Below are 11,715 nucleotides of genomic sequence, written 5' to 3'. Positions count from 1 at the left end.
GGCTACAGCTTCTCGACGGTCGCGGTGAGGACGTAACCGACGCCGCGCTCGGTGACGATCAGGCGCGGCGCGCTCGGATCCACCTCCAGCTTGCGGCGCAGCCGCAGGATCTGGACGTCGATGCTGCGGTCGAACACGTCCTCGTGGACGCGCGTCGCCTGCAGGAGCTGCTCGCGGCTGAGCGGGCGCTGGGGCGCGTCGAGGAAGGCCACCAGCAGGGCGTACTCGCCCTTGCTGAGCGCGACATCCGCGCCGTCGGGGTTGGTCAGGCGCCGGCGGCGCCGGTCGAGCACCCAGCCGTCGAAGCGGCTGCGATGGGAATCCTGGACCCGCGCCGGGGCTGGCGCCACCTCGGCCCGGCGCAGGATGACCCGCACCCGCGCGAGCAGCTCGCGCAGGCCGTAGGGCTTCACGAGGTAATCGTCGGCGCCGAGTTCGAGGCCGATGACCCGATCGATCTCGTCCCGGCGATGGCCGGTGGTGATGATCACCGGCAGGTCGCTTCTGGCGCGCAGGTCGCGCAGCAGGTCGAGCCCGTTCTCCGAGCCCAGCCGCAGGTCCAGCACGACGAGGTCGAACTCGGCCTCCGCGAGCCGCTTCTCGGCCTCCGCCCGGTTGATCGCCGGGGTCACGGCGACGTCGTGGTCGGCGAAATGGTCCGAGACGATGCGCTGCATGCCCGCGTCGTCCTCGACGAGGAGGATGCGGGTCGTGCCGGGGCGCGCGCTCCGACCCTGACCCCGGTCCAGACTGGATTCGATCATGGCCACCTCCGGTTCGCGGCAGCCTGCCGCGACGGCACGATCTCGACGCGCCGGCGCGGGAAGCAGGAGACGCATCCGGTCGGGCGGAGATCGCCACCCGGAAGGCCTTCGCGTCCGCCGCCGGTCCGCCCCGGCGGCCCATCTGGGCGCGTCCGGTCATCGGACCTTGCACGGCCGAGTTGATATCACGCCCCCCAAAGGATTGCGCCCTCCACATTGTGCGTGACAGCACAGCGCGAGCATTCGTACCGGCCTGTACCGTATCGGGCGGACAAAAACGGTCGTGTTACCGCTGTAACGGAAATCATCTTCGCCAGACACGGGGATGTAACCCGCAAAAACCACGATCCTGCTCTCGCAAGAGAGAGGTGATCATGACGGACGCCGCGACCCCGGAGATCCGCCCGCGCGGCCGGCGACACTTCGGCAGGTCCCGGCCTGACTGCCGGACTCCGACGGTTGATCTTGCCGGGAGGCCGCGGCGCCCGTCGCGGGAGCGTGACGGCCCGGTTTCATCTTCGGTCGCCGCCCCGCAACCGGCGCGCGCCGGCCTCGGACAGTGGCTGCTGGATGCGCTGGTCATCAGCTTCGCCTTCGGCGGCTGCATCCACAGTATACACCCCGATTACGTCGATTTCCTGCGCGACATAGGCCGTAGGCATCGGCACGAAATCTGAGACCTCTCCGTCCAATACACATCAGCATCCGGGCACATCGATCCCGGCGCGCAATGTTGCGGCGTCATCGCGCGCCTGCATCGCGGGCGATGCCGCCCGAACAGGGCGCGCAACGCGCCCGCGCGCGATCAACTTGGGAAATCCAGACCATGTCGCTCAATGTTCTCTGCATCTCGTGGGGCACCACGGGTAATCTCAGCCCCGTGCTCACGGCGGCCCGGCAGCTGCGCCGGGCAGGGCACCGCCCGCGCGTCATGGCCGACCCGGCGATGGGCGGCGAGGTCGAGGCGGCGGGCTTTCCGTTCGCCGGTTGGCGCCGGGCCCCGACCGGCCTCGATGCCGATCCGGCCGATTTCTCGGATCTCGCCGACTGGCTGCGCCAGACGATGTTCACCCCGGCGGGCGCCTACGCGGCCGACACGCTCGACGAGATCCGCCGCCTTCCGACCGACGCCGTCCTGAGCCTCGACCTGCTGCCCGGCTGCGCCCTGGCGGCCGAGGCGGCCGACCTGCCGCACGCGATCCTGTCGCCGCATATCAGCATCCGCCCCCTTCCCGGCATTCCGCCCGCCGCCAGCGGCCTGACGCCGCCCCGGACCGAGGCGGAGCGGGACGTGGTGGACGCGGCGACCGCCGCGATCGTGTCGGCGATGGAGCAGGGCCGACCGGCGCTGAACGCCGCGCGCCGCGCCTTCGGGCTGCAGCCGGTCGCCAGCGCCTTCGCCCATTTCGATCGCGCCGACCGCGTCCTCCTGGCCGTCAGCCGTGCCTTCGACTTCGACACGCAGGCTTTGCCCGCCAACTACCGCTACATCGGCCCGCTGCTCGACGAGCCGGGCTGGTCCCGCGGCGCGCTGACCGCGTGGCCCGGGGCGCGGCGGCCGCGGATTCTGGTCGCGGGGAGTACCGGCGCCCAGAACCAGACCGGTCTGCTGCGGCGCGTCGCGCGCGCCCTCGGGGCGGCCGACGCCGAGACCATCGTGACCACCGGGCTCCATGTCGGGGCGGAGGATCTCGGCGCCCCCGCCACCGTCCACGTCGTCGCGGCCGCCTCCCACGACGCCCTCATGGCGGGAGCCGATCTGGTCGTCTGCCAGGGCGGCCACGGCACGGTCAGCCGCGCGCTGCTGCACGGCGTGCCCCTCCTGGTGATCCCCCTGGCCCGCGACCAGGCCGACAACGCCGCCCGCGTCGCGCTGCGCGGCGCGGGCCTGCGCCTTCCCGCCGGGGCGGACGAGGCGGAGATCGCCGCGGCGGCCCACCGGCTCCTGACGGAACCGGGCTTCCGCAGGGCTGCCGAAGCCCTCGGGGCGGCGGTCCGGGCGGATCTCGACGCGGGCGGTCTCGTCCGCGAGATCGACGCGATGGTGGCGGCGCGCCGGGACGCAGCGGACCGGGGCAGCGCTCGGAGCGGAGAGCGGCTTTGGGCCTGATCCGGCCCGCCGGGCCGGCGCATCCCCGCATCCGCCCCGGCTCGGCCGCCTTCTCGGCGCTGCTCGGGCTGCTGGCGGCGCTCCCCACTTTCGGGATCGACATGATCCTGCCGAGCCTGCCCGACACGGCGGCCGCGCTGCACGTCCCGGCCACCGCGATGGGCGCGGCCATGGGCGCCTATCTGCTCGGCCTCGGGGGCGCGCTGCTGGTCTACGGGCCGGTCTCGGACCGGCTGGGCCGCCGGCCGGCCATCCTCTGCGGCTGCCTCCTCCTCGTCGCCGGCAGCCTCGGCTGCGGCGCGGCGCGGACGCTGCCGGACTTCCTGCTGTTCCGGGCCCTCCAGGGGATCGGCGCGGCGGGTCCCGGCATGGCGGTCCTCGCAATGGTGCGCGACCTGTTCGAGGGCGAGGCGGCGCGGGCCCGGATGTCGTTCGTCGTCCTCACCATCAACGTGGTGCCGATGGTGGCCCCGACGCTCGGCGCCGGGCTGATGGATCTCGGCGGCTGGCGCCTGATCCACGCCGCGCCGATCGCCGCCGCCCTGGCGGCCCTGGCGGCGATCCGGCACATCGACGAGCCCCTGCGGCGCGCCGCGGATCCCGGACCGGCCTCCGGGATCCTGCGCGGCTACGGACAGATTCTGGCGAGCCGCGTCTTCCTCGGCCACGCCCTGTGCAACGCCGCGGCGGCGGGGGCGGTCTTCGCCTACATCACCGGCTCGGCGCTGGTCTTCATCGACGCCCTCGGGCTCGATCCGCTGGCCTACGGGCTGGTCTTCGGGGCGAGTTCCCTGTCGGTGATGGCCGGCGCCTTCCTGAACGGGCGCCTCGCGGCCTGGGGCGTCTCCCCAGCGCGGGCGGTCGCCGCCGGCCTCGCCCTGGCGACCGGCGCGGCTTCCCTGCTCCTCGTCGCCGCGCTGGCCGCGCCCCCGGCGGCTCCGCCGGTGGTCGCCGCGATGGCCGGCGTGGCCCTGGCCTTCGGCCTCGTCTCGCCCAACGCCATGCACGGCGCGACGGAGCGCAGCCCGGAGGCTGCCGGCGCGGCCAGCGCCGTCGCGGTGTTCCTCCAGATGCTCGCGGCGGCCGTCGCCAGCGATCTCGTGGCCCGGTTCTTCGACGGCCGGTCCGCCCTGTCCATGGCCGCCGTGATGCTCGGCTGCTGCCTCGCGGCGGCCGCGGCCCATGCGGGTCTCGCCCGAGCGGCGCCCCGCGCCCCCTCCCAACCCCGAGGAGAACCCGCATGATCTTCGACCCGCCCCCCTGGCCGCCCCTCCACCTGACGCGCGACGGCGCCCGGCTCGCCCATATCGAGGCCGGGCCGCCCACGCCCGAGGGGCATCCGCTGCTGCTGATCAACGGCTGGACCGGCGATCACGGCATCTTCACGCCGCAGATCCGGCACTTCGCGCAGACGCGCCGCGTCGTGGCGGTCGACCTGCGCGGCCACGGCGCCAGCGACGCGCCGGAGCAAGACTACACGGTCGCGGGCTTCGCCGAGGACGTCGCGTGGCAGAGCCGGGCGCTGGGCCTCGTGAAGCCGATCGTGATCGGGCACAGCTTCGGGGGCGCGGTGGCGCTGGAGATATGCGGCCGCCATCCCGACCTCGCCGCCGGCCTCGTCATGATCGACTCGATCGTCCTGCCGTCGGCGGACAGGGCGGGCGGCGCCGAGATCGAGCGGCTGCTGGCGGACGTCGGCGGCCCGGATTACCGGTCCGTCGTCCGCGAGATGGCCTGGGCGATCGGCGGCGACTACGATGATCCGGCCCGGCGGAAGGCGCTCTTCGAGACGTTCATCCTCGGCGGCTGCCAGCGGACGCCGCAGCACGTGGCCTACGCGGCGCTGCGCGACATGGTGCGGGGCCACGATCCCGCCGCGGCCGGGCGCGCCTGCCGGATCCCGATGGCCTACATCTCGGCGGACGTTCCGCTGGTGGCGGCGGCCCGCGACCTCGACCGGCTGCGGGAGCTCTGCCCGCAGATCGTGACCGCCCAGACGCTGCTGGCGGGCCATTTCAACACGCTCGAGGTCGCCGACCAGGTCAACGCGATGCTCGAGCGCTTCCTGGCGGTCGGCCTGAGGCCGCGCGCGCGGTAGCGGGACGCCGCTCGCGGCGGGTCAGGACGCCCGGCCCGCCTCCGTCCGGTCGCCCAGAAGGCGCCGCGCCGACGAGATGACCTGGAGCGTCTGGGAGCTCAGCTGCTCCTCGCGCGCCCGCAGCTCGTAATGCCTCAGGCGGACGATGAGGTCGTCCTCGTCCGAATTCCTGTGGTCCATGCCGCCGATCACGAAATCGGTGATCGTTCGCCGGAGCAGCGTCTCGAAGACGTCGTCCGTATTCGCCCGCCCTGCAACCATGAGGACTTCTCCTTCTGCGAAGCGGTGCCTTTCTCGAAGGGCCAAGTTACGGGATGATTTCGGAACATCTCACACACCAATCGCGCGACGACGGACGTGCTCTTCCGCACAAGCCGGGCGAGGGGCGCCCGATCCGCCGGCCCATCCCGGTGCGCGGTCCGCGGCGCCGAATGTTATGGCTGTAATCATCGGCCACGCTCCCGCAATCATCCTGTAGCTCGGGCTTCCGAGAGTTCTCGCGCAACACAGCAGCGAGACTTCACAGATGAATGCGACCGAAGATCTGACGCGGCGGGCCGGCCCGACCGGCGTTCCGACCAGCGTCCCGACGCTGACGGTGGCGGAGCTGGAGGCCGACCCGCACGGCGTGTTCCGCGCCTGGCGGCCCCGGCTGCCCTTCGTCGGCCACGAGGTCGCGGGCGTCCTCATCCTCCGCGCCCGCGACGTCGATCGGCTGATGCGCGACCCCCGCGCCCAGGCGACCGAGACGCTCTATCCCGAGTCGCGCGCGATCCCCGAGGGCGCGCTGTTCGACATCTTCGCGCACGGCATGCTCACCGCCAACGGCGCGGTCCACCGCCGGCGCCGCTCGCCCTTCACCCGCACCTTCGCGGCCCGCCTGATCGAGGGCCTGCGGCCCCGGATCCGGGTCGCCGCGGAGCGCCTCGTCCGCGACTGGCTGGGGGACGGGGAGGTCGACCTCGTCGCGCGCTACACCGCCCAGATCCCGGCCCAGGCCATCGCCGACATCCTCGGCCTGCCGCGCGACGACATCCCCCGGTTCACGCACCTCGCCTACGAGGTCTCCCGGGTGCTGAGCTTCACCTTCGGACCGGAGGACATCCCGGATCTGGAGGCGGCGGCGGTCGCCCTGCAGGACTACGTGGCCGCGATCCTCGCCGCGCGCCGCTCGGCGCCCCGCGACGATTTCCTGTCGCGCTTCCTCGCGGAGGCCGAGGCGGCCGGCGAGCTCACGCCGCAGGAGGTGGTGATTCAGCTCGTGCAGCTGATCATCGGCGGCACCGACACGACCCGGGTCGCCGGCGCCATGCAGGTGGCGCTGCTGCTGCAGCATCCCGAGCAGTGGGCGGCGGTCAGCCGCGATCCCGACCTGATCCCGGCCGCGGTGGCGGAATCCCTCCGCTACGAGCCGAGCGCCGGGTCCGCCGGCAGGGTCGCCCGGGAGGACATCCCCCTCGACGGGCACGTCGTGCCGGCCGGAAGCCTGATGCTGCTCTCGACGCTGTCGGCGATGCGGGACTCGGCGGTCTACGCGCGTCCCGACACGTTCGACATCCGGCGCTCAGACCTCCCGCGCCTGCATCCGGTCTTCGGCGGCGGCGCGCACCGGTGCATCGGCGAGGCCCTGGCCCGGGTCGAGCTGGAGGAGGGGCTTGGCGCCGTGCTGCGCCTCGCCCCGCGCCTGCGCCTGACCGGCGCGATGCCGGTCCTCCGGGGCCACAGCGGCATCCGCCGCATCGACGCGCTGCGGGTCGCCGCCTAGCGCCCGCGCGGCCTCCCGCGCGCCCGTTGCGGCCGTAACCGCTTCGGCCCCGCGCCGCAGCCGCGCCGTAACGGGCCGCCCCCAGCCTCGCTCCCGGTCGCCCCAGCGATCAAGCCGCGATCGCCCGGCACCCTCAGCCCCCTCACGGAAAGGACATGCGATGAAGGTCCTCCTCTGCTCGACGCCCGCCACGGGCCATCTCAATCCCCTCCTCGCCATCGCCCGCATGCTGACCGCGGACGGACACGAGGTCCTGGTCCTCTCGGGCTCGGCCTTCCGCGACCGCGTCGCGGCGGCCGGCGCCCGCTTCATGGCCCTGCCGGGCGCGGCGGATTTCGACGGCCGCGACCTCCGCGCGGTCGTGCCCGAGCTGGCCCAGATCGCGCCGGGTCCGGACTGGTTGCGCGTCGCCATGGAGCGCATTTTCGTCGACCGGATCCCCGACCAGGCGCGCGGCCTGCGCGCGGCGCTGCGGGCCTTCCCGGCCTCCGTGGTGATCGGCGACGACATGTTCTTCGGCGCCCTGCCGCTGCTGCTGGGGCCGCGCGCGGAGCGCCCCGCCATCGTCCTGTGCGGCACCTCGATCCTGCACTGCGCGCGGCCCGACCGGGCTCCGGCCTTCCTGGGCCTCCCGCCGGCCGAGACGCCCGAGCAGGAGGCCGCCTACGGCCGCATCGCCGAGGCGTACGACGCCGCGGTCGACCGGCCGGTCGGGCTGAGCCTCGCCGCCAAGCTGGCAGAGCTCGGCCGGGCCGCCCCGCCCTGGCCGCTGTTCGACGCCGTGGTGCGGCTCGCCGACACCTACCTGCAGCTCACCGTCCCGAGTTTCGAGTACCCGTTCCCGCGGCCGCCGACGGTGCGATTCATCGGCGCCCTGCCGATCGTCCCGGGGCAGGCGGCGCTCCCGCCCTGGGCAGCCGACCTCGACGGCGCCCGCAAGGTCGTGCTGGTCACGCAGGGCACGGTCGCGAATCACGATTTCGGCCTGCTCGTCGGCCCCACCCTCCGGGCGCTGGCCGATGAGCCCGACATCCTGACCGTGGTGACGGGCGGGGGCCGGGGGCTCGACGCCGTCCCGGGCCCGATCCCGGCCAACGCGCGGCTCTCGCCCTACCTGCCCTTCGAGTGGCTGCTGCCCCGGGTCGACGCCATGGTGACCAACGGCGGCTACGGGAGCGTGAACCAGGCCCTGAGCCACGGGATCCCCCTCGTCGCCGCCGGCCTCACCGAGGACAAGGCCGACGTGAACGCACGCATCGCCTGGTCGGGCGCCGGGATCGACCTCGCGGCGAACGACCCGACACCGGAGGCGATCCGGCAGGCGGTGCGGACCGTGCTCGACGCGCCCGACCATCGCCGGCAGGCGCGGCGCCTCGCCGCCGAGTTCGCCACCTACGACGCGAAGGCCGAGATCCTGCGGCTCCTGTCCAGCCACGGCGGCCGCGCGCGCAGCGCCGCCTGACCGTCCAGCGGGTTCGGCCCGGGACAGCCCCGGCAAGGACCGCCGCCTCGTCCACCTCCATCACGGCACCCGGTCCAGCGGACCGGGTGCCGTTCGCGTGATCGTCCACCGGGTCCGGACGTCCGCCGCGCAATTCCCGGCAACAATCCTGATCACGTCCGTCGACCGCGCCTCATTTCTGCTGTCATTATTTTCAGATCTTCCGAAATCGTGGCGAAAGATCGAATACTTACTTCGAATGCTCCACCAACAGGAGCACGAGATCATGTTTTCCCACCGCACACGCGCCGCCGCGACCGGGACGCTGCTGATGGTCCTGACGAGTCCGAACGCGGCAGGGGCGCAGCCGGTCCCGCGCTTCGCGCAGCCCGACGTTCCAGGCCTCGCGGCGATCACCCGTGCACGCCCGTTCCGGACGGATCAGGACGCCCGCTCCCCGATCGTGGAGCGCGAGCACGTCAGGGCACAGCGCATCATCAACCGCGTCTGCACGGGCTGCTGATGCCGGCGATGGCGCTCCGGGAGCCCCGCGCGGACGCGGCAGGCGCCCATCCCAGGCTCGGCGGCGGCCTCGGGGAACGGGCGATGTCCGCCCAAGAACTCCGCCGCCTCGCGATGGGCGATCAGCAGGGCCAGCTGCTCGGGCCGGCATTGTCCCGGCGGGCGCCGGCCAAAATGCGGGGGAGGTCGCCCCGCGCGGCGCGTCGATGCCCGGCCGCGTCGCGACGCTGCTGGCGCTCGAGCCGCTCCTGCGCCTGTCGGGCGAGGTCTGCCGCCCGCCGCTCGGCGACCGCGAGATCGTGCTCGGCCGCCGCGAGGCGCGCCGCCTTGGCGTCCCGGAAGGTGTCGAAATTGCCCGGGTAGCGGGTCGCCTCCGCGGGCGCGAGGTCCACGATGGCGTCCATCGCGTCGAGCAGGGTCCGGTCGTGGCTGACCACGACAGCGCCCGCGCGCCAGCCCTGCAGCAATTCGTGGACGGCCCGCCGACCGTCGCGATCGAGATCGTTGGTCGGCTCGTCGAGGAGCAGGAAATCCGGCCTGGCAAAGATCGCCGCCGCGAGTGCCGCGCGGGCGCGCTGCCCGCCGGAGAGGCGCCGCAGCGGCGTGTCGGCGCTCACCGGCACGCCCATCCGCGCCAGCGCTTCGGTCAGGCGCTCCGCGAGCGTCCAATCGGCGCCGGCGAGTTCGTCGACCTCCGCCGCACCGGTCTCGGCGCGGCGGAGCAGCGCCAGGCCCGCCGTCGCGCCGAACAGGTCGCCGACGGTCTCGTCGGCGGTCGGGCCGGCGAACTGGCGCAGCAGCGCGACCGTGCCGGCGCGGTGAACGCTGCCGCGCGTCGGCGCCAGGTGACCGGCCAGGAGGCTCAGAAGGGTGCTCTTGCCGGCGCCGTTGCGGCCGACGATGCCGGTCCGCTCCCGCGCGAAGCTGGCGGTGATGCCGGAGAGGACGGGGCGCCCGTCAGGCGCGGTCCACGCGACGTTCAGAAGGGAGAGCTGTGCTGGCATGCGGAGAGACGGTCCTGGCGGCAAGGCGGGGCGGCGCTGCGGTCAGGTTCAGTCTCATCGGCGTCTCGGCTCCGGCGGGGCGCCTCGGTAGCGCCGACCGCGGTCTCCCGCAATGCCGCGGCCGTCGCTTTTCTCGGCGGGATGTCACAAACCCGGTCCCTGCATCGTCCTGTCGCCGACCGGCAGGCCGGAGCGGCAGGGTGCCTCTCGGCCGGTTCCGCGCGGGAGACAGACGTCATGAAGATCGTGGTGATCGGCGGCAGCGGGTTGATCGGCCGGCCTCTGACGGCCGCGCTCGGGAGCGCAGGCCACGAGGCCGTGGCCGCCTCTCCGAGCACGGGCGTCGATGCCGTGACCGGCGACGGCCTCGCCCAGGTTCTCGTCGGCGCCGACGCTGTGGTCGATGTCGCGAACGCCCCCTCCTTCGAGGACGCGGCGGTGCTCGATTTCTTCGAGCGCGCGAGCCGCAACCTCCTCGCCGCCGGCCGGCAGGCGGGCGTCAAGCACCACGTCGCCCTCTCGATCGTCGGCACCGATCGCCTGGACGGCAACGGCTATTTCCGCGCGAAGGTCGCGCAGGAGCGGCTCATCGAGACTTCGGGTCTGCCCTACACCGTCGTCCGGGCGACGCAGTTCTTCGAGTTCATCACCGCGATCGCCGAGGCCTGCGCCGTGGGCGACCGGATCGTCGTGCCGGACGCGGATTTCCAGCCCATCGCGGCGGCGGACGTCGCCGCGGCGCTCGCCGCGGTGTCTGTCGGCCCGCCCGCGAACGGGACGATCGACATCGCGGGGCCGGACCGGTTGCCGTTCCGGGCCTTCGTCGCCCGGCGCCTCGCGGCCTGCGGCGACGGCCGCACGGTGACGGCCGACGCCGCGGCCCGCTACTTCGGTGCCCCGCTGACGCGGGGCTCCCTGGTTCCCGACGACGAGGCCGCGGCCCGCCTCGGCGGCACGCGCTTCGAGACCTGGCTCGCGCAGGCATGACGGCGCCCGATCCTCCGCGCGGGCAGGCCCGACCGCGGCACGGGGATGCGATCCGGGACGGAGCCACGGCGCGGACGGACACGGCGACCGCCGCCTTCGAGGCCCATCGCCCCCGGCTCCTGCGTATCGCCTACCGCATGCTCGGCTCGCGCAGCGAGGCCGAGGACATCGTGCAGGACGCCTGGCTGCGCTGGGTCGCGGCGGATCGGGCCGATGTCGCGTCGCCCGATCGGTTCCTCGCGCGGATCGTGACGCGTCTCTGCCTCGACCAGATCAAGTCGGCGCGCGCGCGTCGGGAGAGCTATGTCGGGCCCTGGCTGCCGGAGCCGCTGATCGAGTCGGGGACGGACGTCGTGGACGAGGACGGCCTCACCCTGACGCTGATGCTCGCGCTCGAGCGGCTGTCCCCCTTGGAACGCGCGGCCTTCCTGCTCCACGACGTGTTCGGCCTCCCGCTCGGAGAAGTCGCGGAAACGCTCGAGCGGGAGGCGGCGGCCGTGCGCCAGCTCGCGGTGCGCGCGCGCCGGAACGTCCGGTCCGCGCGTCCGCGCTATCCCGTGACGCGCGACGAGGGCGAGCGCGTCGCCCGGGCGTTCTTCGAGGCCTCCGCGAGCGGCGATGTCGCGCGGCTGCGGACGCTGCTCGCGGACCGCGCGTCGCTGTCCTCGGACGGGGGCGGCAAGGTCCCGGCCTTCGTCAACCCGATCCGGGGGCTGGAGCGCCTGCTCCGGCTCTACGCGGGCGTGCGGCGCAAGGGGGGTAACGGCCGGGCGGCGCTGGTCGCGTTCGCGTGGATCGACGGGCTTCCGGGCTATGTCAGCCGCGAGCGCGGCGGCCTCCTGCAGACGACCGCCCTCGCGATCGAGAACGGCCGGATCGGCGCCAACTACATCACGCGCAACCCCGACAAGCTCCGCCACGTCGCGCGCGCCGTCGCGGCCCGGCCGGGGCGGACCGCAGGGGACGGGACCGGCGCGGGCCCGTCTTGACGATCCGCCCCGCGGCGCGGCTTGCATGAAGCGCG

The 11,715-nt window shown here is 73.8% G+C and carries 12 protein-coding genes; 9 read left to right on the top strand and 3 right to left on the bottom strand.

Features of this window, described 5'->3' with window-relative positions:
- Positions 1–2: 2 nt before the first annotated feature.
- Positions 3–764: a response regulator gene (locus MOTC310_RS03265; protein WP_331289588.1), complete on the bottom strand. Its 762-nt coding sequence runs from the start codon at positions 762–764 to the stop codon at positions 3–5.
- A 374-nt stretch (positions 765–1,138) separates the two neighbouring features.
- Between MOTC310_RS03265 and MOTC310_RS03260 the strand changes: the two genes are divergently transcribed.
- The 4 genes from MOTC310_RS03260 (at position 1,139) to MOTC310_RS03245 (ending at position 4,972) form a co-directional block, all read left to right on the top strand.
- Entirely contained in the window at positions 1,139–1,441 is a 303-nt protein-coding gene (locus tag MOTC310_RS03260) for a hypothetical protein (protein WP_331300778.1), read from the top strand.
- Between the two features lie 149 nt (positions 1,442–1,590).
- Complete coding sequence (locus MOTC310_RS03255) at positions 1,591–2,874, top strand: glycosyltransferase (protein ID WP_331300777.1); 1,284 nt, start codon at positions 1,591–1,593, stop codon at positions 2,872–2,874.
- Complete coding sequence (locus MOTC310_RS03250; RefSeq protein WP_331300776.1) at positions 2,865–4,118, top strand: Bcr/CflA family efflux MFS transporter; 1,254 nt, start codon at positions 2,865–2,867, stop codon at positions 4,116–4,118. The genes MOTC310_RS03255 and MOTC310_RS03250 overlap by 10 nt, the downstream gene beginning before the upstream one ends.
- Positions 4,115–4,972, top strand: a complete 858-nt coding sequence (locus MOTC310_RS03245) for an alpha/beta fold hydrolase (RefSeq protein ID WP_331300775.1) — start codon at positions 4,115–4,117, stop codon at positions 4,970–4,972. The genes MOTC310_RS03250 and MOTC310_RS03245 overlap by 4 nt, the downstream gene beginning before the upstream one ends.
- 21 nt (positions 4,973–4,993) lie before the next feature.
- Here the strand turns inward: MOTC310_RS03245 and MOTC310_RS03240 are convergent, their stop codons facing one another.
- Positions 4,994–5,233, bottom strand: a complete 240-nt coding sequence (locus MOTC310_RS03240; RefSeq protein WP_331300774.1) for a hypothetical protein — start codon at positions 5,231–5,233, stop codon at positions 4,994–4,996.
- 265 nt (positions 5,234–5,498) lie between these two features.
- Between MOTC310_RS03240 and MOTC310_RS03235 the strand changes: the two genes are divergently transcribed.
- The 3 genes from MOTC310_RS03235 to MOTC310_RS03225 all read left to right on the top strand — a co-directional run bounded on the left by MOTC310_RS03235 (position 5,499) and on the right by MOTC310_RS03225 (position 8,701).
- Positions 5,499–6,737 (top strand): cytochrome P450, encoded by a 1,239-nt coding sequence (locus tag MOTC310_RS03235; RefSeq protein ID WP_331300773.1) that lies wholly within the window; start codon positions 5,499–5,501, stop codon positions 6,735–6,737.
- 160 nt (positions 6,738–6,897) lie between these two features.
- The gene (locus tag MOTC310_RS03230; protein ID WP_331300772.1) at positions 6,898–8,199 is read left to right on the top strand and encodes a glycosyltransferase; all 1,302 of its coding nucleotides are present in this window, start codon (positions 6,898–6,900) and stop codon (positions 8,197–8,199) included.
- A gap of 97 nt (positions 8,200–8,296) precedes the next feature.
- Positions 8,297–8,701: a hypothetical protein gene (locus MOTC310_RS03225; protein WP_331300771.1), complete on the top strand. Its 405-nt coding sequence runs from the start codon at positions 8,297–8,299 to the stop codon at positions 8,699–8,701.
- 121 nt (positions 8,702–8,822) lie between these two features.
- Here MOTC310_RS03225 and MOTC310_RS03220 read toward each other — a convergent pair whose 3' ends face one another.
- Positions 8,823–9,704 carry an ATP-binding cassette domain-containing protein gene (locus MOTC310_RS03220; RefSeq protein WP_331300770.1) on the bottom strand — a complete coding sequence of 294 codons (882 nt, stop codon included), beginning with the start codon at positions 9,702–9,704 and terminating at the stop codon, positions 8,823–8,825.
- A 237-nt stretch (positions 9,705–9,941) separates the two neighbouring features.
- Between MOTC310_RS03220 and MOTC310_RS03215 the strand changes: the two genes are divergently transcribed.
- Positions 9,942–10,691 (top strand): SDR family oxidoreductase, encoded by a 750-nt coding sequence (locus MOTC310_RS03215; protein WP_331300769.1) that lies wholly within the window; start codon positions 9,942–9,944, stop codon positions 10,689–10,691.
- A complete protein-coding gene (locus tag MOTC310_RS03210) occupies positions 10,688–11,680 on the top strand; it encodes a sigma-70 family RNA polymerase sigma factor (RefSeq protein WP_331300768.1) in 993 nt (330 codons plus the stop codon). Before MOTC310_RS03215 ends, MOTC310_RS03210 begins: the two co-directional genes overlap by 4 nt.
- Positions 11,681–11,715 lie beyond the last annotated feature (35 nt).

It is taken from the genome of Methylobacterium oryzae, from assembly GCF_036441375.1.
In the GTDB taxonomy this organism is placed as follows: Bacteria; Pseudomonadota; Alphaproteobacteria; order Rhizobiales; family Beijerinckiaceae; genus Methylobacterium; species Methylobacterium oryzae_A.
The sequence above is the reverse complement of the archived record's forward strand: the minus strand, read 5'-3'. Positions and strand labels throughout refer to the sequence as shown.